This window comes from Methanocaldococcus lauensis, from assembly GCF_902827225.1.
Classification (GTDB): Archaea; AGJL01; Methanococci; order Methanococcales; family Methanocaldococcaceae; genus Methanocaldococcus; species Methanocaldococcus lauensis.
On record NZ_LR792632.1, the window covers coordinates 761,893 to 781,099 of the forward strand.

At 27.5% G+C, this 19,207-nt stretch carries 24 protein-coding genes; 16 read left to right on the forward strand and 8 right to left on the reverse strand.

The features are described from left to right. The first annotated feature begins 292 nt into the window (after nt 1-292). Nucleotides 293-1,867, forward strand: a complete 1,575-nt coding sequence (gene serA / locus KMP69_RS04270; protein WP_214400695.1) for a phosphoglycerate dehydrogenase — start codon at nt 293-295, stop codon at nt 1,865-1,867. A 4-nt stretch (nt 1,868-1,871) separates the two neighbouring features. Here the strand turns inward: serA and KMP69_RS04275 are convergent, their stop codons facing one another. From KMP69_RS04275 to KMP69_RS04290, 4 genes are read right to left on the reverse strand one after another with little or no spacing between them, the layout of a single operon-like run. Beyond that, nucleotides 1,872-2,462 (reverse strand): hypothetical protein, encoded by a 591-nt coding sequence (locus KMP69_RS04275; protein ID WP_214400696.1) that lies wholly within the window; start codon nt 2,460-2,462, stop codon nt 1,872-1,874. Then, nucleotides 2,452-3,336: a 7-cyano-7-deazaguanine synthase gene (locus KMP69_RS04280; RefSeq protein WP_214400697.1), complete on the reverse strand. Its 885-nt coding sequence runs from the start codon at nt 3,334-3,336 to the stop codon at nt 2,452-2,454. The genes KMP69_RS04275 and KMP69_RS04280 overlap by 11 nt, the downstream gene beginning before the upstream one ends. Nucleotides 3,337-3,348: 12 nt before the next feature. Further along, on the reverse strand, nt 3,349-4,407 hold the full coding sequence (locus tag KMP69_RS04285; protein ID WP_214400698.1) for a TIGR01177 family methyltransferase: 1,059 nt from the start codon (nt 4,405-4,407) through the stop codon (nt 3,349-3,351). A gap of 58 nt (nt 4,408-4,465) precedes the next feature. Then, entirely contained in the window at nt 4,466-5,833 is a 1,368-nt protein-coding gene (locus KMP69_RS04290) for an MATE family efflux transporter (RefSeq protein WP_214399243.1), read from the reverse strand. An 86-nt stretch (nt 5,834-5,919) separates the two neighbouring features. Here KMP69_RS04290 and KMP69_RS04295 point away from each other — a divergent pair, with 86 nt between their 5' ends. From KMP69_RS04295 to KMP69_RS04320, 6 genes are all read left to right on the forward strand, one after another. Next, a complete protein-coding gene (locus KMP69_RS04295; RefSeq protein ID WP_214399244.1) occupies nt 5,920-6,432 on the forward strand; it encodes a DUF367 family protein in 513 nt (170 codons plus the stop codon). A 10-nt stretch (nt 6,433-6,442) separates the two neighbouring features. Continuing rightward, nucleotides 6,443-6,586, forward strand: a complete 144-nt coding sequence (locus tag KMP69_RS04300) for a 50S ribosomal protein L40e (RefSeq protein ID WP_010870213.1) — start codon at nt 6,443-6,445, stop codon at nt 6,584-6,586. A gap of 136 nt (nt 6,587-6,722) precedes the next feature. Continuing rightward, a complete protein-coding gene (locus tag KMP69_RS04305) occupies nt 6,723-7,490 on the forward strand; it encodes a DUF2202 domain-containing protein (protein WP_214399245.1) in 768 nt (255 codons plus the stop codon). A gap of 11 nt (nt 7,491-7,501) precedes the next feature. After that, complete coding sequence (locus KMP69_RS04310; protein ID WP_214399246.1) at nt 7,502-8,128, forward strand: hypothetical protein; 627 nt, start codon at nt 7,502-7,504, stop codon at nt 8,126-8,128. Next, nucleotides 8,129-8,833 (forward strand): 4Fe-4S binding protein, encoded by a 705-nt coding sequence (locus KMP69_RS04315; protein ID WP_214399247.1) that lies wholly within the window; start codon nt 8,129-8,131, stop codon nt 8,831-8,833. A gap of 84 nt (nt 8,834-8,917) precedes the next feature. Then, on the forward strand, nt 8,918-9,589 hold the full coding sequence (locus KMP69_RS04320; protein WP_214399248.1) for a 4Fe-4S binding protein: 672 nt from the start codon (nt 8,918-8,920) through the stop codon (nt 9,587-9,589). Nucleotides 9,590-9,609: 20 nt separating this feature from the next. Here KMP69_RS04320 and psmA read toward each other — a convergent pair whose 3' ends face one another. Then, the gene (gene psmA, locus KMP69_RS04325) at nt 9,610-10,371 is read right to left on the reverse strand and encodes an archaeal proteasome endopeptidase complex subunit alpha (RefSeq protein ID WP_214400748.1); all 762 of its coding nucleotides are present in this window, start codon (nt 10,369-10,371) and stop codon (nt 9,610-9,612) included. Nucleotides 10,372-10,594: 223 nt separating this feature from the next. Here psmA and KMP69_RS04330 point away from each other — a divergent pair, with 223 nt between their 5' ends. Beyond that, nucleotides 10,595-10,882: a HesB-like protein gene (locus KMP69_RS04330; protein ID WP_214399249.1), complete on the forward strand. Its 288-nt coding sequence runs from the start codon at nt 10,595-10,597 to the stop codon at nt 10,880-10,882. Nucleotides 10,883-10,915: 33 nt separating this feature from the next. On the opposite strand, the gene acs is transcribed toward KMP69_RS04330, so the two are convergent. Continuing rightward, a complete protein-coding gene (acs, locus tag KMP69_RS04335; RefSeq protein WP_214399250.1) occupies nt 10,916-13,015 on the reverse strand; it encodes an acetate--CoA ligase alpha subunit in 2,100 nt (699 codons plus the stop codon). Nucleotides 13,016-13,181: 166 nt separating this feature from the next. Between acs and KMP69_RS04340 the strand changes: the two genes are divergently transcribed. Continuing rightward, nucleotides 13,182-13,334 (forward strand): DUF629 domain-containing protein, encoded by a 153-nt coding sequence (locus tag KMP69_RS04340; protein WP_214399251.1) that lies wholly within the window; start codon nt 13,182-13,184, stop codon nt 13,332-13,334. Nucleotides 13,335-13,342: 8 nt separating this feature from the next. On the opposite strand, the gene KMP69_RS04345 is transcribed toward KMP69_RS04340, so the two are convergent. Beyond that, entirely contained in the window at nt 13,343-13,651 is a 309-nt protein-coding gene (locus KMP69_RS04345) for a hypothetical protein (protein ID WP_214399252.1), read from the reverse strand. Between the two features lie 83 nt (nt 13,652-13,734). Here KMP69_RS04345 and truD point away from each other — a divergent pair, with 83 nt between their 5' ends. Beyond that, nucleotides 13,735-15,027, forward strand: a complete 1,293-nt coding sequence (gene truD / locus KMP69_RS04350) for a tRNA pseudouridine(13) synthase TruD (RefSeq protein ID WP_214399253.1) — start codon at nt 13,735-13,737, stop codon at nt 15,025-15,027. A 9-nt stretch (nt 15,028-15,036) separates the two neighbouring features. Here truD and KMP69_RS04355 read toward each other — a convergent pair whose 3' ends face one another. Continuing rightward, nucleotides 15,037-15,537: a multiprotein bridging factor aMBF1 gene (locus KMP69_RS04355; RefSeq protein WP_214399254.1), complete on the reverse strand. Its 501-nt coding sequence runs from the start codon at nt 15,535-15,537 to the stop codon at nt 15,037-15,039. Nucleotides 15,538-15,639: 102 nt separating this feature from the next. Here KMP69_RS04355 and KMP69_RS04360 point away from each other — a divergent pair, with 102 nt between their 5' ends. From KMP69_RS04360 to KMP69_RS04385, 6 genes are all read left to right on the forward strand, one after another. Beyond that, a complete protein-coding gene (locus tag KMP69_RS04360) occupies nt 15,640-15,816 on the forward strand; it encodes a hypothetical protein (RefSeq protein WP_214399255.1) in 177 nt (58 codons plus the stop codon). 117 nt (nt 15,817-15,933) lie between these two features. Beyond that, nucleotides 15,934-16,530: an adenosylcobinamide-phosphate guanylyltransferase gene (gene cobY, locus KMP69_RS04365; RefSeq protein ID WP_214399256.1), complete on the forward strand. Its 597-nt coding sequence runs from the start codon at nt 15,934-15,936 to the stop codon at nt 16,528-16,530. A gap of 13 nt (nt 16,531-16,543) precedes the next feature. Further along, nucleotides 16,544-16,828, forward strand: coding sequence for a PRC-barrel domain-containing protein (locus tag KMP69_RS04370; RefSeq protein WP_214399257.1), 285 nt, complete (start codon nt 16,544-16,546; stop codon nt 16,826-16,828). A 24-nt stretch (nt 16,829-16,852) separates the two neighbouring features. Next, the gene (gene dapF, locus KMP69_RS04375; RefSeq protein ID WP_214399258.1) at nt 16,853-17,740 is read left to right on the forward strand and encodes a diaminopimelate epimerase; all 888 of its coding nucleotides are present in this window, start codon (nt 16,853-16,855) and stop codon (nt 17,738-17,740) included. Nucleotides 17,741-17,743: 3 nt separating this feature from the next. Next, complete coding sequence (locus KMP69_RS04380; protein WP_214399259.1) at nt 17,744-18,601, forward strand: helix-turn-helix domain-containing protein; 858 nt, start codon at nt 17,744-17,746, stop codon at nt 18,599-18,601. Beyond that, on the forward strand, nt 18,588-19,196 hold the full coding sequence (locus tag KMP69_RS04385; protein ID WP_214399260.1) for a class I SAM-dependent methyltransferase: 609 nt from the start codon (nt 18,588-18,590) through the stop codon (nt 19,194-19,196). Before KMP69_RS04380 ends, KMP69_RS04385 begins: the two co-directional genes overlap by 14 nt. The last annotated feature ends 11 nt before the right edge of the window (nt 19,197-19,207 follow it).

The window sequence follows — 19,207 nt, forward strand, 5'->3', positions numbered from 1 at the left end:
CCTTCCAAAAGGAAGGCATTCAAATTTTCCTTATAAAATTTATTTTATTTTGCACAAAGCTATAAACTATACACATATATATAGGATTAGGATAAATCATCTATACTGAACTGATCTTATATTGCATTATTATAGTTTATTATATAGTTTTGTTTATGTTATAATGTAGTAATGAGATTCGAATACCTCTCATAAGGAAGATCTAATTTCTTCATTATTAATTTAAAAGCTTATATACACCCTCTATAAATGACATTAACTACAAAAAACATCCTATGTTGGTGAATAGATTATGGTTAAAATATTGGTTACAGATCCACTGCACGAAGAGGCTATAAAGATATTGGAAGAGATTGGAGAGGTTGAAATTGCAACAGGATTGTCTAAAGAGGAGTTATTAGAAAAAATTAAAGATGTAGATGTTTTAGTTGTAAGAAGTGGGACTAAGGTTACGAGAGATGTTATTGAAAAGGCTGAAAAATTGAAAGTTATAGGTAGAGCAGGGGTTGGTGTAGATAACATAGATGTTGATGCCGCTACTGAAAAAGGGATTATTGTGGTTAATGCCCCAGACGCTTCATCAATTTCAGTGGCTGAATTAACAATGGGTTTAATGCTTGCCGCTGCAAGGAATATTCCACAGGCTACAGCATCTTTAAAAAGGGGAGAATGGAATAGAAAGAGGTTTAAGGGAATTGAGTTATATGGAAAAACTCTTGGAGTTATTGGTTTAGGAAGAATAGGACAACAAGTTGTTAAAAGGGCTAAGGCATTTGGAATGAATATTATTGGATATGATCCTTACATCCCAAAGGAAGTTGCTGAAAGATTAGGAGTTGAGTTGGTTGATGATATAAATGAATTATGTAGGAGATCTGATGTAATAACACTTCATGTTCCTTTAACGCCAAAAACTAAACATATTATTGGTAAAGAACAAATTGCATTAATGAAAAAGAATGCAATAATTGTCAATTGTGCAAGAGGAGGATTAATAGATGAAAAAACACTATATGAGGCTTTAAAAAATAAAAAAATTAGGGCAGCAGCATTAGATGTTTTTGAAGAAGAACCTCCAAAGAACAATCCATTATTAACCTTAGATAATGTTATTGGAACTCCTCATCAAGGAGCTTCTACTGAAGAGGCACAAAAGGCGGCTGGAACAATAGTTGCTGAACAAATAAAGAAAATTTTAAGAGGAGAACTTGCTGAAAATGTTGTAAATATGCCAAATATACCTCAAGAAAAGTTAGGAAAATTAAAGCCATATATGTTATTGGCAGAGATTATGGGTAATATAGTTATGCAGGTATTGGATGGATCAGTTAATAGAGTGGAAATTACTTATTCAGGAGAATTATCAAAAGAAAAAACTGATTTAATAAAAAGAGCCTTTTTGAAAGGATTATTATCTCCAATATTACTGGCAGGAATTAACTTAGTCAATGCCCCTGTTATCGCTAAAAATAGAAACATCAATGTAGTTGAAAATACTACATCTGAGGAAAAATATGGAAATGCTATTAAGATAAATGCTGAAAGTAATAATAAAAAGTTTTCAATTGTTGGAAGTATAATAAACAATAAGCCAGTTATCTTAGAAGTAGATGGATATGAAGTTAATTTTATTCCAGAAGGTGTTTTAGCAATTATTAAACACATAGATAGACCTGGCACAATAGGTAAAGTTTGTATAACTCTTGGAGATTATGGAATAAACATTGCAAGTATGCAGGTTGGTAGAAAAGAGCCGGGAGGAGAGAGTGTAATGCTTTTAAACTTAGACCATACAGTTCCTGATGAGGTTATAGAGAAAATAAAAGAAATCCCAAATATTAAGGATGTGGCAATAGTTAATTTATAAAAAATTAAACTTTAATTTCAAATTTTTTAATTTCATCAATATGCATTCTATCTTTTAAAAACTCTTTAGGTATTAAATATAAATATTTTGGCTCGTATGGCTCTCCTTTTAATCCTAAAATAACTGCATCAATATTTTCAGGATAATTTAGTTTTATAATTTCATTAATTGGATATGTTTTTTTAAATATAGGATATACTTTGTATCCTTTAAAGTATATTCCATCATCTTTTAACTCCGCCCCCACATTTTTCAAATAATATATAAAGGTTTTTGTAGTTTCATCTAAGTTATCTAAATTATTTAAAGAAATATTTTTTAGTTTATCTGAACTATCTTCTATCTCTATCCTCTTACCAAAGTTTATTTTTACATAGCCATTATTTGAAACATCTTCAATTTTTATCTTCTTTCTCTTAATTTTATACAATATTTTTTTAAAAAAATCTTTTACTTTGTATTTAAACAAAATATAGATTAAAAATACCCCCAATATTACTAAAAATAAAGGTAGCATCAATATAGCTAATATCAATAGAATTAAAAATATTATAAAACCTTCTAAAATTCCCAATCTATAAACTTTAATTTTCATATAAATCCCTCAAAGATTTTTTAATTAACCTTACATATTCTTCCTTTTTTGGAACTACGATAATTTTTTTAGAAGGAAGTTTTATTGACGCCCTAAAATTATATTTTTTTGCAACATCTGTAACAATTTTGTTGTATTTATATAGTTTATTAAATAAATCTTCACTTAATTTTACATCTTCATCAGCATACTGCAAACAACAGCCCTCCCTCCAAAAACCAAATTTATCTCCAACTTCATGTGCCTTTTCTATTTCAATATTGTAGTATTTCATCAAATTTAAAACATCTTCATAAGATAATCTTATCAATGGTCTAAAAAATAAAATTTCCTTATCTTTACCTTTACTATACTTTTGAGGAACTGGTGTGAGTTCCATTTTATTATAGACAACTTCTCCATAAACCTCTCTCAAATAGTTCATTACAGCCCCAGAAACTTTTTCAAGAGCAGAGTCTCCCGTCATAATTATTCTAATTCCCCTCTCTTTTGCTATATCTACTGCCTTATCTTTCATTATATTTTTACATATTCTACAAATACTACTTCCCTTAGCCCCTTTAATCCTTTTTAGCAATTCGTTAGTTATCTCATAATATATGACTGGGATATTATATTTTTTAGATATTTTTTCAACCATTTTTTTTGAAACATCCCAACTCCATTTATGATAAAAGTGTATTAATGCATCTATTTTTAAATTTAAATCTTTAGCTAAAGCTATTGCAGTTGAAGAATCCTTTCCACCACTTGCCATAACTACAATTTTTTCATTTAATACATTCTTTTCTTTAAATTGCTCAATAATATCTTTCTTTAATTCATCTAAATTATTTAACTTTCTCTTATTTTTTGTCCATTCTGAAAACTCCATATTTTCACTATTCTAAATCTTCCTATAAACGTGAATATGCCTTATAAGTCCTTTATGAATGTATATCTTATATAGACTTTCTAATTCCATATCAAGGTCTATTTTTTTAGGATAGGCAAAAACAAAATATCCATTCTTTTTAATGACATCTGAAAGTATTTTTAATATATTTTCAATTTCTCCTTTTTTAGCAGTAGAAATCCCATAGGGTGGATCTGTCACAATAGCATCAACTTCTTTTATTCCCAACTCATTTAAAAAATCTTTTACATATTTAGCATCTAACCTCTTAACCTTTATTACTTTATCTATTAAATTATATTCTTCAAGGTTTATTAAAGTTCCAGAGGACATTCTCCAATCAATATCACAACCTATTAACTTAGCCCCAATTAATCCCGCCTCAATTAAAAACCCACCAGTTCCACAGAATGGATCTAAAACAATATCTCCCTCTTTTACTCTTGCTAAATTTACCATAGCCCTCGCTAATTTAGGTAATATACATCCTGGATGGAAATATTTTCTTAAATGAGGTCTATTTTTTTGGAAATATTCTCTATCTCTCATAGCTAATACATTCCCAATAATAAATGAATCCTTTAGGATAACTACTCTAACTAATACATCTGGCTTAGTTAAATTTACTTTAGCATTAGTTTTTAATTTTATAATTCCTCCTATCTCTCTCTCAATCTTTAAAGAATCTATCTTTTTTGTAAAATCATCTTTATGTAGTTTTAAAACTCTAACAGCAAATGATTTATTTTTATCAATATCTGGATAATATTCTATATTATCAATAAATGATTTAAATGTATTAATAAAATCTTTTGTAATCTCATCTATTAAGTTTGTATCCCTATTTTCTAAATTATATCTAAAAATAACTCTATGTCCCTCATCTACATATCCACTTCTCTTAATTATTTCTTTAACTGGACTATCTTCTGTTATAATATATCTCTTTAACCTCTCAACATTTCCTTTATATTTATATATGTCCAACAATGCCATGAGTTCTCCATAAGGAAGTTCTTCATACTCTCCACTTAAAACATATCCAAACATATTAATCTCCTAAGTAGTTTTTTGTTTTACTATAATATATTTTAAATAAATTAAAAAATTAATTTCTATATTTTCCTTCTAACTTTAACATTGAATTTATTGCAATTATACCTAATATCAGAGAAAAAATTCCAGATGTAAAGTCACCAAATACTAAACTTATATATATTCCAAATACCCCCAAGCCCAAAATTACTGCAAATATGTATGCATAAGAGATATGACATATTAGTGATCTAAAAATAGCGATTATTAAAGATTTTTCTCCTTTTCCAATACCTTGAAATAACGCTGATGTTGTTAATATAAAAGGAGTAAAGATTAAGTATAATGGAATAATCCTTAACGCCTTAACTAACTCCTCGTGAATTCCCATTGAAATTTTAGTATAGGTAAATAAATACGCTAATATTGGTGAAAATAGAATTATTAAAGAAACTATAACAATCTCCATTAAAACTCCTATCTTTATAGTGTAAAAATATGCTGTTTTTAGTTTTTTAAACTCTTTTGCTCCATAAGACGCTCCTATAACTGATGTAGCACCACTTGCTAATCCTAACATTGGAATAAATCCAAATTCAGTAATTCTCAATGCTCCTGTATATACAGCCAAATCTTTGCTGTCTCCAACTAACATAATTAAATATGTCATTATGAAAAAAGATACTGCAACAGTTAAATCTATAAATGATGTAGGCAGTCCTACTCTAATTAAGTCAGAAATAATCTTAAAATCTGGTTTAAAATTTTTTAAATTAACAGTAATGTATGACGATTTTTTTATAAATAACTTATATGAAAGTATCAAAAGAGATATAAAAACTGACAATATTGTGGCTATACTTGCTCCACTAATTCCTAAGTTCAGTTTGTAAATAAATATTGGGTCTAAGATGATGTTTGAAACTGTCCCAACAATGCTCGCTATCATAACAATTTTTGTATTGCCCTCTCCTCTAAATATTCCATAAAGAGCGTCGCATAAATTAATTATAATAACTCCTAAAACTAAGATTTTAGAATATTCTACTGCCAAAGTTTTACACAATCCATAAGTTCCCATTAAACTAAATATACAATTAAGATTTGGATAAACCAATATAATAAACAAAATCCCCATAATAATTGCCAAAACAATTCCATGATTAGCCACTTTATTTGCCTCTTCTTTATTTCTTTCTCCTATTTTTCTTGAAATTCCAGAACTTATTCCTATACTTAAACCCCAACTAATTGCATATACACTTATCAGTATTGGAAAACTCGCCCCTATGGCGGCTAAAGCATCATATCCCAACCCAGAAACCCAAATACTATCTACCAAACTGTATATCGACTCAATAAATGTAGCAATAATTATAGGCTTAGAAACATAAATTACTGCCTTTTTTGGATCATCTAAAAGTATTTTAACACTGTCCATTTACTATCACCACAAAACAGTAAAGGATAAATATCACTTTCACATTTTAATTCTTTTTACTACACTCTAAAATCACTGTGATAAAAATGCCCAAACTTTTCATATATCACGCAAACCAATGTAATCCAAAAAAATGCACATCTCTAAAAATGGCTAAAATGAATAAAGCAATTTTATTAAAAAACCCTTATAAAGTACCAAAAAACTCAATTATTTTAAATCCTTTTGCTGAAAAAGCAATATCTCCAGAGGATAGGAAAATTGTAGAAAAGTTTGGAATAACTGCCTTAGATTGCTCTTGGAAAGAGGCAGAATTAATATTTAAAAAATTTAAATTTAAAAATCAAAGAGCATTGCCATATTTAATTGCCTGCAACCCAGTAAATTATGGTAAGCCGTGTATGTTATCAACCTTAGAAGCATTTATCGCCGCACTATATATAACTAACTTTAAAGAGGAGGCACTAAATTTAACTGGATGTTTCAAGTGGGCAGAAACATTTATAAATGTTAATTACGAACTATTAGAAAGATATTCTCAGGCTAAAAATTCAACTGATATAATAAAAATTCAAGAAGAATATTTAAAAAATAAATGAAGGTGAAACAATGCCATTTGAAGAGGCAATGAAAAGATTATTTATGAAAAAAATATGTATGAGATGTAATGCAAGAAATCCATGGAGAGCTACAAAGTGTAGAAAATGTGGTTATAAAGGTTTGAGACCTAAAGCTAAGGAGCCAAGAGGATAAACAAAATATTTGTTATTTTTCAAATCTTTTTTATTCTATTTTTTTAATGTTTAAGTAAAATTGATAAACATTGATGTGCTCTATTTTTAATAATGTTGATGTTAAAAATAAAAATATAAAATAATGAGATGATACTATGAAAAATATTTTAAAATTAGTTGTAGTGTCATTAGTTATTTTAGGAGTTTTTTTCTCTGGGTGTGTAACTCAAAATACGGAGAATACTCAGACGCAAAATATACAAAGTAATCAGAACAACAACCAGATAACTCCCCAAAATCAAAATATAATAAGTATGTACAAAGGAAAAATAGTAGGAAATAATGGAGCAATAAATGATAGTTTAATGTGCAATATAATTATGGATATGCCCAAGCAGACAATAAGTGAAGAAGAAAAAGAAGGTTTAATTGAGATGAGAGAAGAGGAGAAATTGGCAAGAGATGTTTATTTGACCTTATATAATAAATGGAAATTGCAAATATTCAAGAATATTGCAAATGCTGAGCAAACTCACACAGATTCAGTTAAATATCTCCTACAAAAGTATAATATCACAGACCCAGTTAAAACTGATGAAGTCGGAAAATTCTCAAATCCAAAATTTGAAGACCTATATAATAAGTTAGTTGAAGATGGAAGTAAATCAGTTGTTGATGCATTGAAAGTTGGAGCTACTATTGAAGATTTAGATATAGCTGACTTACAACATTGGATAAATAAAACTGACAATGAAGATATAAAATTTGTTTATGAAAACTTAATGAAAGGTTCAAGAAACCATATGAGAGCCTTTATAAGAATGTTAAAACAATATGGTGCAAACTATACTCCTCAATATATAAGTAAAGAAGAGTTTGAGCAAATAATAAATACTCAAACTGAGAGAGGTTATGCCAAATAAGGTGAGGTAATATGAAAAAGTTATTTACTATTTTTTTACTTTTTTCGTTTCTTTTTTCAATATTAACATTATCTTTTGCATGGAATGACTGCCCCTATGGAAGAGTAAATTGCACATATCCAGGAGAATGTGGAAGGTATATAGATACTAATAATAATGGAATTTGCGACCACAGTGAGCCACCACCATCTAATGTAGAATATAATGAAAATAATAAAATAGAAGATAATACAAATAATGTAAATATTGAACTAACTGAGGAATTTATTAATGAATATGTGACTTTATCAGGTAAAGAGTTAAGATTATACACTATTAAAGAAATTTGCGATAAATATGGAATAAATCCAAAATGTCTAAAAGAAAAATTAAATATTATTGATGTTTCTGATGATACTACATTTGATGAAATAAAAAATATTTATGGAATTCCTACAAGTGTTGTTAAGAGGGCAATAGTAGAATGTATGATTGAAGAGGGAAAAATTAAATTAAATGTAACTCAAAACCTATCAATCAATAATTTAAAGACAAATACTGTAAATGAAGAAAATAAGAATGAATCAATTATTGATAAAATAATATCTTTTCTATTCTCAACAATAAACTTAAGAGATATTTTACTTGGGTGGTTATAAATGGATAAAATTCAGATATTGAGGAAAATATCTCAAATTTTCTTTTTTATTTATTTTGTTTTCTTAACAAGTTTTTGTTTGTGCTTTTTTGGAATTATTGAGAAATTTATTTTAAAAGGGAGTGTTGGGCAGTTGATTGTTAAATTAATTATTATTGTTGTTTTAACTTTATTATTGGGGAGGGTATTTTGTGGCTGGATGTGTCCATTGGGATTTTTGTTTGAATTATTCTATAAATTAAGAGTAAAGATTTTTAAGATAAAAAAACTTCCTAAGGTTGATGAGAAAATTCACAATAAATTAATATATTTAAGATATGTAGTATTAATACTTTCTTTAATATTAACTTACTATTTATCGACTTATGCCTTTTGTCAAGTTTGTCCAATTGGATTTTTAACTAATCTTTATGGAACAGTTATTTCTTTTATAATTTTAATTATCTTTTTAATTATTTCTTTCTTTATTCCAATGGCTTTTTGTAGGTATTTTTGCCCATTAGGTGCATTTTTATCAATTTTTTCAATAAAGCCATTATTTCAACTAAAAACAAATAATAAATGTGTTAAATGCAAATTGTGTGAGTTCAAATGCCCGATGCAAATAAAAATAACTGAAAATCTTGACCAAAAAGAATGTGTAAGATGTTTTGAATGTAAAAGTGCCTGTAAAAAAGGAGGTTTATCATTTTCATACAAAAACTAATTATTTTTATGAATAATTGGTTAAAAATCTTTTTATATAGTTAGAGATTTTAAATTTTTTTATTCCAATAAATATGGTGAAAATATGAACAAAATTCAAATATTGAGGAAAATATCTCAAACATTCTTTTTTATAAGAGCATTATTAACTGGTTTTTATTTAAGTATAATAGGTTTTGTTTGGAAATTTATTTTTGGATATGGTAACTTTTCTAATTTTAGAATTATAGCCATTATATTGGCAATTATTGGTGGAAGAATATTCTGTGGATGGATGTGTCCTTTTGGATTCTTATTTGATTTAATGTATAAATTGAGAGTAAAAATTTTTAAGTTAAAAAAACTCCCAAATGTCCCAGAGTATATACACAATAAACTAAAATATTTTAAGTATTTTGTTTTAATTGTAGTTATTGTCTTAGGTTATACATTTGGATTTAAAGTATTTACTGATTTATATTTATTATCTTATTCATTGCTAATTTTATTTTTGGTTTTAGGCTTTATTTATCCAAGATTCTTTTGTAGATATGTTTGTCCAGTGGGAGCATTGTTAAGTATATTTTCAAAGTTTTCAATATTTAAATTAATACTAAATAAAGATAAATGTGTAGGTTGTAAGTTGTGCGAAAGACATTGTCCAATGCAGATAAAAATAGTAGATGTTGATAAAATAAATCAGATAGAATGTGTAAGATGTTTTGAGTGTATGAGTGCATGTAGAAAAGAAAGCTTATCATTTTCTTATAAAAAATAGTTATATTTTTATAATATTACTTATTCTTTGTTTTCATCTTTTTTTTCTTCTTTACTTAGTTTTTCTTTAACATTTTCGATAATATTTTTTATTTTTTCAGTAGGCACTTTTTTAAATTGGGCATCTTTAATAGATATTATACATACATCTACATTTTCTGGTTTTATATCTTCATTAGCTTTTGCTAAAGCAGTAATAGCTAAATTTAAAGATTCATCTAATGTTAAATCCTCCTTATATTCTTTTTCTAAGAACTCCATAACAACTGGTCTTCCACTACCGATTGCTGTTGCCTTATACTCAATTAAAGCCCCACTTGGGTCTGTTTCAAACAATCTTGCCTCATTTTTATCAATCCCAGCGAGTAATAGTGAAACTCCAAACGGTCTAACTCCTCCATGCTGAGTATATGCCTGCTTAATATCACAAATTTTCTTTGCTAACAATTCGATAGGAATTTCTTCACCATAAGTTAATCTATAAATTTGTGCCTCTAATCTTGCTCTGTCTATTAAAACTCTCGCATCAGCGACTAACCCTGATGTAGCTGCAGCAACATGATCATCAATTTGGAATATTTTCTCTATTGATCTAATTTTTACGAGTCTGCTTGTTATTCTCCTATCTACTGCTAACACTACCCCCTCTTTGCAAGTTATTCCTATCGCTGTAGTACCTCTCCTTACAGCCTCTCTGGCATACTCTACTTGATATAATCTTCCTTCTGGACTAAATACTGTAATTGCTCTATCATAAGCACTGGGTGGAACCATTTGCATAATTTTCCCTCCAATATAATTATTACTAAATTATTATTAATGGCTGATAAAATTAAACTTTATATATTTATAATTGTTTTTATTTTTTATTCTTTTCTTTTTATTTTGCTATTATTAGTATGTTGTGTTTGCAAACTATGATTGTGTATGATAGTGTCATAACCGTAAATTATATATATGAGAAGTTAAGACAAATAATAAATGTAAATAGTGAAGGTGATAATCAATGAAGAAGGTAAATATATCAGATGAAGCTAAACAGTTTATCCTACATAAATTAAAAAAAGTAAATAAGGATACTATAATTATACACTTTGATGGTTTTGGGTGAGGAGGACCTAAATTTGGGATATCCATTGGACAACCAAACGAAAAAGATAAATTAATTTATGATAATGAATTTAAAATCTATATAGACCCTATCGCTGACCAATGGTTAGATGAAGTTACTCTTACTTTAAGAAGATCAATATTTGGAAAGTATATTAAAATAAAAGGTAGCGGAGAGTGCTAACTGGGAACCCTTTATGGGACCAGTTAGCAATGATTATTTTATTATTCTAACATCTCCAATACATCCTCCTTCATTTTCATTAAATACAAATACTGGGTTTAAATCTATTTCTTTAATATTTTTGTGGATGTCCATAAATACTCCAATCTTTATTAAAGTGTCTATAATGAAGTTAATATCTTTTTTAGCTCTACCTCTAACCCCCTCTAAAACTTTGTATGATTTTAATTCTTTTAACATTTGTATAGCAAAATCTCTCGTTATTGGTGAAATTCCAAAACTAACATCCTTTAAAACTTCAACAAAAACCCCACCTAATCCTACCATAATTACTGAACCAAATATATCATCTCTTTTTCCACCTATAATAATCTCTATTTTATCTCTATCTATAAACTCCTCAACTAAAACTCCTTCTATAATTAAATTATCAATATTGTTCTTTTTAGCATACTCTTTGGCATTGTTTATTAATTTTTTAAATGCCTCTTTTGGATTATCTGGATTTATTATTACTCCCCCAGCCTCTGTCTTATGCAATATTTGAGGAGAAACAATTTTCATCACACATTTACCTAATTTTTTGCAATACTCTAATGCCTCATCTTCATTTTTAGCTAAGTATCCCTTAGGTACTGGAAAACCATAAATAGATAGCAATTTTTTTGCATTATATTCATTAGGATTTTGTAATAGTTGATTAATAATTTCTTTATTATTTTTAGTTATCTTTAAAAATTCTTCTTTAACTTTTTCTACATATTCGTCATAATCTTCTTTAACTTTTATTAAACTGTATTTGTATAATTTATAGAGGGCTTTAACACCATTTTCTGGAGTTATGTATGCTGGAATTCCGTTTTTTCTTAAATAACTTTTAGCCCCTTTAACTGAAACTCCTCCTACAAATGAGGTAATCAATGGCTTATTTTTTAAAGATCTGTGAGTATTTCTAACTTCTACTATTGATTTAGCAACTTCTAATGGCTTAGTCATTTCCTGTGGAGTTAAAATAACTAAAAGTCCTTTAATATTTTTATCTTCAGATAGAACTTCTATAACTTTTTTGTATCTTTCTGGTGTAGCATCTCCAATTATATCTAATGGGTTTGATATAGTGGCAGAGGATGGGAGAATATCTTTAAGTTTATCTACTGTTGTATCTTCAAAATTTGGCAATTTCATATTATAATCAACACAACTATCTGCCGCTAAGACACCAAAGCCCCCAGCGTTTGTTATTATTCCAATATCGTTAGAATCTATAACTGGCTGAGTTGAGAATAAATGAATTAGATCAACTAACTCCTCAAATGTATATGCTCTAATAATTCCAGCCTCTTTGAAAGCACTTTCATAAACAACATCTTCCCCAGCCAAAGAGCCTGTATGTGATTTTGCCGCCTTTTTACCCATTTCAGTCCTTCCAGATTTTAGAGCAATTATAGGTTTCTTTTTAGACAATTCTTTAGCAACCTTTAAAAATCTTTTATCTTTTAGTCCCTCTATATATAGAACAACTAATTTTGTATCCTCATCATCTTTAAAATATTCCAATAAATCACTTTCTTGAATATCTACTTTGTTTCCAATGCTAACAACCTTAGAAAATCCTATATTCAACAATGGAGCAATGTCTAATATGGCATTTAAAACAGCCCCACTTTGGGAAATTATTGATATATGTCCTTTTGGTGGAAATATTTTTGCAAATGTAGCATTAAGGTTTATGTGCGTGTTCATTATACCCAAACAATTAGGACCTATAACTCTTATATTATATCTTTTTGCAATTTCTTTAATTTTCTTCTCTAATTCATAATTTCCTACTTCTGAAAATCCTGCTGTAATTATTACAGCCCCTTTAACTCCTTTTTTTCCACACTCCTCTAATACTTTAGGAACTACAATATTTGGAACTACTATAACTGCCAAATCTATCTCATCATCAATGTCTAAAACTGACTTGTAGCATTTCATTCCAAATATCTCATCATACTTTGGATTTATAGGATAAACTTTTCCATTAAAATCTTTTAAGTTTTTCATTATTGCATAACCTACTTTTCCCTCAATTTTTGAAGCTCCAATGACAGCAACTGATTTAGGATAAAAAATGTATTTTAAACTCATACATTATCCCCCACATAATTTCTAAGAAAAATTTTTATACTATTTTTACTTTATTTTTTCTTATCCTACATTTATATTGGTTATAGTATATAAAATTAAATTTATTTAAAGATTTAAAATAAAAAATTTAAAATACAAAACACGAGAATTTTAGGGGGTGGTTTCATTGAGATTAAAGGCAATAAAAATAACAAACAGATATGGAACATTCTTCATGTGTCCAAGATGTGGAAAATTGTTTAAATACTCTAAGGATTATACTAAGCATGTTAATAAGGCTCATAAACATTTATTTAAAAAAGAAAATAAGGAAGAATAAATAAAATTTTATTCTTTATACACAAGGTTTCCTTTTTCATCTTCAACTATTTTTGGATGCAATTTTAAAAAAGATTTTATTGCTGGGGATATATTCCATTCTATGCCATAAATAAGTTTGTCCCAATTTTCAATAAATCTTTTTTTACCTAAAACCTCATCCAATTTCCCACTCAATTTTTTAATAACTATTTTGTCCTTACTAAAACTTTTTATTTTATAAACTCCTCTTTTAGTTTTTGAATAGAATATTTTATCTTCATCATAATAACTTTTTGCTATTTCTAACAACTCTCCCCAAACCTTTTTAGCCCTCAAAATATCACCAACTGATTTTTAATTTTAATAATTTATAAATGACTGCAAATATAAAATCTTTATTTAATAATTTGGTGATTATTATGTATATCTTAATAAAGAAAAGAAAAGAAGAAAGTGAGAAAAATTTAAAAGAAAAATTAAAAAAATACAGAAAAAAATTAAGAGACAGTAGAATTAAAGAAAAACTAAAAGAGATGCCTTTAAATATGAATAAATATTTGTCTAACTTATACACTGGTGGAGAAATTAAAAAGTATCCAGAAGATTTTATTGTTGAGGAAATAACTCCTGAAGGAATTATTTTAGAGGTTGGTAAAAGTATAAAATTTAAAGATGAGAAAAATTGGAAAGGAAATTATATACATTTTACATTAGAAAAAAGAAACTGGACGACTTTGGATGCGATTAGAGAAATAGCCAATAGAGTTGGAAAGCAAAGAAAACATTTTGGATTTGCTGGAAATAAAGATAAGTATGCCATAACCACTCAAAGAGTAGGTTGTTTTAATGTAAAGTTGGAAGATTTAATGAAAGTTAAAATTAAGGGCATTGTGTTAAGAGATTTCCAAAAGACAAATAAAAAAATAAGATTAGGAGATTTGTGGGGAAATAGATTTACTATAAGAGTTAGAAATCCAAAGATTAAAGGAGAAGAGTTAGAGAAAACTTTAAATGAGTTGTGTAAATTAAAATACTTTCTAAATTACTATGGAATTCAGAGATTTGGAACTACAAGACCTATAACTCACATAGTTGGAAAATTTATAATAGAAAGAGATTGGGAATCTGCTTTCCATTTATATTGTGGGACTCCATTACCTTATGATGATGAGAAATCAAAATTAGCGAGGGAATTAGTAGATGAAGAAAACTTTAAAGAGGCATATAAGAAATTTCCAAGATGCTTCTTTTATGAGAGGAGAATGATTAAAGCATATATTGAAACTGAAGATTATAAAAAGGCATTTATGATTTTACCTCCTTATCTGAGATGTATGTTTATAAATGCATATCAATCCTATCTTTTTAATGAAATAATAAATAAAAGATATGAATATGGTTTTGAACCATTGGAAGGGGATATATTAATTGACAATATTCCAACTGGGGCGTTATTTGGATATAAAACAAAATTTGCCTCTGGAATACAAGGAGAGATTGAAAGAGAAATTTATGAAAGAGAATATTTAAAACCAGAAGACTTTAAAATTGAAGATTTTGGCTCGTTTATAGGAGATAGAAGAAAACTTGTAGAAAAGATATACAATATGAAATATTGGATAGAGGATGATAGTTATATTTTACAGTTCTGTTTAAAAAAAGGCTCTTATGCCACATCTGTTTTAAGAGAGTTTATAGAGAAAAAAGATTAAATAAAAAATTTACTTTTTGATTTTTAGGAAATCTCCCAATGTGAAGCCTTCTTCATCTCCACTACCATAGTATGTTCCAACATCTGATACATTTTCAGTTAAGGTTATTTTTAATTCTTTTTCTAATATTTTAATTTCTTTTTCATTTGGCTCCAATTCATACCTTTCAAATTTGTGTAAAGTTGATGCTTTCATTTTAAGTTTTTTTGCAAGTTCTTCAACACTCAATCCCAATTTTTCCCTTGCTTTTCTAATAACATCACCATAATCTTCTCTTAACATTGGCAAACTGTCTAATAAATCTCTCGTTCTTCTCTTTTTAACTACATTTTTAGAGTATGAAGATGTTGTAAATGATGTAACTGTTGAAGGTTTTTTACCAATTCTTGAATATGTTTTTGGACTCTTTCCAAATTTTGCACAATCCTTACAAACTTGCATTTCAGTTCCTTCAATTCTTACAGTATATAGTTTATCTACAAGTTTTCCGCACAATTCACACATTTTCATAATACTATCCCTCAAAAGTTTAATAACATTTATATACTAAGTCATTGAATATTTTTATTAACTACTTTTAATTTTAGGCTATATATTAATTGTGGTGAAATTATGGAAAGGGAAAAGTTAATAAAAAAACTTCTTCACACTATGCATCACACAGAGGAGCATTTTGAATCAATAATTAACCAATTAAAAGACATAGGCTTAGATACTGAGGAATATGATGATTTATATAAAAAATTAAAAGAAATAAATAAAAAGATTAAAAAAGAGCTTAATATTTAATAAAAAATCTTTTCCATAGATATCGGTTTATATAACTTATGTTATTAACCACAATATGCTTTATAAAGATAAAATTATATACTAACAAAAATACAAAGCGAAATAAAGTGGATTAAAATGGATGCTCTAATTATGGCTGGCGGTAAAGGATCGAGGATGGGATACATAGAGAAACCATTAATTAAAATAAAAGATAAACCACTAATATCTTATGTAATCCAACCTTTATTGGAGTCAGATAAAATAAATAAAATATATATTGCCACATCGCCAAATACTAAAACTACAAAAAAATTTATTATCTCAATTTATAAAGATTATAAAAATATTAAAGTGATTGAAACCTCTGGTAATGGTTATATAGAAGATTTAAATGAGTGCATAAAATATTTTTCAAAACCATTTTTAGTAGTAAGTTCTGATTTAATTAATCTAACATCAAAAATTATTAATAGTATAGTGGATTACTTTTACTATGTTAAATCTAAAAACCCAGAAATTGAGTCATTATCTGTAATGATTCCAAAAAATATATATAGTAAATATACAAATCCAACAATAGATTTTAATGGTTTAATCCCAGTAGGAATAAATATACTGTCTCCAAAGAGTGGATATCAAAAAGAGAAGATTATGGTCATTGACGAACTAATAATTAATGTCAATACACCTGAAGATTTGAAATTTGCTGAAAATTTTTTGAAAAAAAGATGAATGAAGGGGGATTATGGAAATTATAAGAAGAGATAAAATGCCTGCAAAATTATTATTTGGAAGAAATGTAATAGGTAATATGGGAAGTATTATTGGAGTAGTTAGAGATATTATATTCGATGAAAAAATAGGAAAATTGGTCTCTTTAGAAATTGAACCTTCTGAAAATAGTCCAATAAATGTAGAAGAGGGAAAGTGTGTTTTAATTCCTTATAGACTCGTAACTGCGGTTAAAGATGTTTTTGTAATAGATGAAAAGAACTTAAATAACGTTACTATAAAGCCCTCCACTCGTTAAAAATCTATTTTTGTGGTGCATAATATGGAATTTACAAAGATGCACGCTCTTGGAAATGATTATATAGTTATTAATGAATTTTACGGAGAGAAAGTTAAAGAAAATGATAAATCAGAATTTTCAAGGAAAATATGTAGGAGAGGTTTTTCCGTAGGAGGAGATGGAGTTATATTCATACAAAAACCTACATCTGATGAATACGATGTAAGATTTAGAATTTTTAACAGTGATGGCTCTGAGGCTGAGATGTGTGGAAATGGTATAAGATGCTTTTCAAAGTATGTTTATGAAAGAATTATTAAAAAGAATCCTTTAAAAGTAGAGACTAAGGGAGGTTTAAGAATCTGTGAAATGGAAATTGAAAATGATGAAGTTAAGAAAGTTAAAGTTTTTATGGGAACTCCAAAATTTAAATTAAAAGATATTCCAATGAAAATTGAAGGTTATGATGAAAATGATGAATTTATAGATGGAGAGTTAAAATTAAAAAATCATTATCTACCTAAAGTTAAATTGAGTGTAGTTAATGTAGGAAATCCTCACGCAGTTATATTTGTTGAAGATAATAACATTGACTTAAATTTTGTTAAGAAATATTTAAATGTTATTGGAAAAGAAATTGAAAATCATCCTGTATTTCCAGAGAGAATTAATGTCCATTTTGTAGAGGTTTTAAATTCTAACGAGATTAGAATCGTTACTTGGGAAAGAGGGGCTGGATACACAACAGCGTGTGGAACAGGAACTACGGCTTCAGTTATTATATCTCACAAACTTGGTAAAACAAAGAATAAGGTTTTAGCACATTTAGATGGAGGTAATTTGGAGATTGAGATTAAAAACGATGGAGTTTATATGATTGGAGATGCCGTAATTGTATATGATGCTAAATTAATAAATATTGGCTGGTAAATTATGAAAGATTTTAAAGCAGATGTTGTTGTAGAATATAAAGGGAAGGTAATAACTCCAAACCAAATAAAACTTTTAAAATCTTTGCAAAAAACTAAATCACAGAATGAAGCGTCTAAATTGTTAAATATAAATCCTTCCTCTTTTAATATTCAGTTGAAAAGGTTAGAAAAGAAATTGGGAGTTAAACTATATTACTCTACTCCAAATGGGACTATTTTAACTGAGGATGGATTAAAAATTTTGGAAATTTATGAATTTAGTAAAAAAAGATTAAATAATAAATTTTTTACAGTTTCAGGATTTGTTAGTGGAGAAATTGCCAAAATATTATTTGAAAATCCAATAATAACATCTTTTGACAATGCCTTAAAACTATTGAAATTAAACTTTGTAGATATATTGGGAGTTGATGACAGTTACTGGGTTTTTAGATTAAATGATGAAAGATTTTTGAAGTCAGAGTTTGGAAATTTTGATTTTAACATATTCTTAGTTGTCTATGACCACTTTGTGATGGTTAGTAAAAAAGAGTTTAACTACAAAAATTTAGTAGGAGTTAGATATAGTTCTCATAGAATAGTTTATAATATCTTAAAGAAAGAAGGAATAAATTTTAAAGTAAAAATTAGGACTAAAAATCCTTTTAAGGCAATAGAGTTGGTTAATGAAGGTTACAGTTTATTTTTAAACGAAAGTTTATTAAAATATGTTGATGATAATTTGAATATAGAATATCCTAAATTCTATGAAAAAACTATACATGGAATAAACTTTATAAGTTTAAATAGGGAGATAAAAATAGATAAAGATTACATTAAAAAAATAAAAAAATTGGGTTTTAAATATGAATGTATTTGATAAATACGCTGAGGAATATGATAGATGGTTTGATGAAAACCCTTTAATTTACAATGCAGAAATTGAGTGTTTAAAGAGGCATATACCAAAAGGTAAAGGTTTAGAAATTGGTGTAGGCACTGGAAGATTTGCAAAACCATTTAATATAAAGATTGGAGTAGATATATCAAAAGAAATGGCTAAGATTGCTGAAAAAAGAGGAATAAAAGTAATTATTAGTAGTGGAGAGAATTTACCTTTTAATGACGAAGAATTTGACTTTGTATTAATAAATACTGTTTTGGAGTTTGTAGAAGACCCTAAAAAAGCTTTAGAGGAGGCTAAGAGAGTTCTAAAAAAGGGAGGGAAAATTGTAATAGGAATCATAGATAAAGATAGTTATTTAGGGAAAATTTATGAGGAAAAAAAGAAAAAAAGTAAATTTTACAAAGATGCAAAATTTTTATCTGCAAAAGAAGTTATAGAGTTCTTAAAAGAACTAAAATTTAAAAATATAAAGGCAACTCAGACACTTTTTGAAGATGAATATAGAAAATATGAGATTAAAGAAGGTTATGGAGAAGGTGGATTCGTAGCAATATCTGCCTATAAATGAAATTTGAGGGA

Bases quoted from the DNA above. Each gene is read 5' to 3' on its own strand.
- KMP69_RS04320 (WP_214399248.1), top strand. From the start codon at position 8,918: ATGAACAAAATTCAAATATTGAGGAAAATATCTCAAACATTCTTTTTT.
- KMP69_RS04385 (WP_214399260.1), top strand. From the start codon at position 18,588: ATGAATGTATTTGATAAATACGCTGAGGAATATGATAGATGGTTTGAT.
- KMP69_RS04360 (WP_214399255.1), top strand. From the start codon at position 15,640: ATGGAAAGGGAAAAGTTAATAAAAAAACTTCTTCACACTATGCATCAC.
- KMP69_RS04280 (WP_214400697.1), bottom strand. From the start codon at position 3,336: ATGGAGTTTTCAGAATGGACAAAAAATAAGAGAAAGTTAAATAATTTA.
- KMP69_RS04355 (WP_214399254.1), bottom strand. From the start codon at position 15,537: ATGAAAATGTGTGAATTGTGCGGAAAACTTGTAGATAAACTATATACT.
- dapF (WP_214399258.1), top strand. From the start codon at position 16,853: ATGGAATTTACAAAGATGCACGCTCTTGGAAATGATTATATAGTTATT.
- KMP69_RS04275 (WP_214400696.1), bottom strand. From the start codon at position 2,462: ATGAAAATTAAAGTTTATAGATTGGGAATTTTAGAAGGTTTTATAATA.
- KMP69_RS04310 (WP_214399246.1), top strand. From the start codon at position 7,502: ATGAAAAAGTTATTTACTATTTTTTTACTTTTTTCGTTTCTTTTTTCA.
- acs (WP_214399250.1), bottom strand. From the start codon at position 13,015: ATGAGTTTAAAATACATTTTTTATCCTAAATCAGTTGCTGTCATTGGA.
- KMP69_RS04295 (WP_214399244.1), top strand. From the start codon at position 5,920: ATGCCCAAACTTTTCATATATCACGCAAACCAATGTAATCCAAAAAAA.
- KMP69_RS04315 (WP_214399247.1), top strand. From the start codon at position 8,129: ATGGATAAAATTCAGATATTGAGGAAAATATCTCAAATTTTCTTTTTT.
- cobY (WP_214399256.1), top strand. From the start codon at position 15,934: ATGGATGCTCTAATTATGGCTGGCGGTAAAGGATCGAGGATGGGATAC.
- KMP69_RS04300 (WP_010870213.1), top strand. From the start codon at position 6,443: ATGCCATTTGAAGAGGCAATGAAAAGATTATTTATGAAAAAAATATGT.
- KMP69_RS04370 (WP_214399257.1), top strand. From the start codon at position 16,544: ATGGAAATTATAAGAAGAGATAAAATGCCTGCAAAATTATTATTTGGA.
- serA (WP_214400695.1), top strand. From the start codon at position 293: ATGGTTAAAATATTGGTTACAGATCCACTGCACGAAGAGGCTATAAAG.
- truD (WP_214399253.1), top strand. From the start codon at position 13,735: ATGTATATCTTAATAAAGAAAAGAAAAGAAGAAAGTGAGAAAAATTTA.
- KMP69_RS04290 (WP_214399243.1), bottom strand. From the start codon at position 5,833: ATGGACAGTGTTAAAATACTTTTAGATGATCCAAAAAAGGCAGTAATT.
- KMP69_RS04305 (WP_214399245.1), top strand. From the start codon at position 6,723: ATGAAAAATATTTTAAAATTAGTTGTAGTGTCATTAGTTATTTTAGGA.
- KMP69_RS04285 (WP_214400698.1), bottom strand. From the start codon at position 4,407: ATGTTTGGATATGTTTTAAGTGGAGAGTATGAAGAACTTCCTTATGGA.
- KMP69_RS04380 (WP_214399259.1), top strand. From the start codon at position 17,744: ATGAAAGATTTTAAAGCAGATGTTGTTGTAGAATATAAAGGGAAGGTA.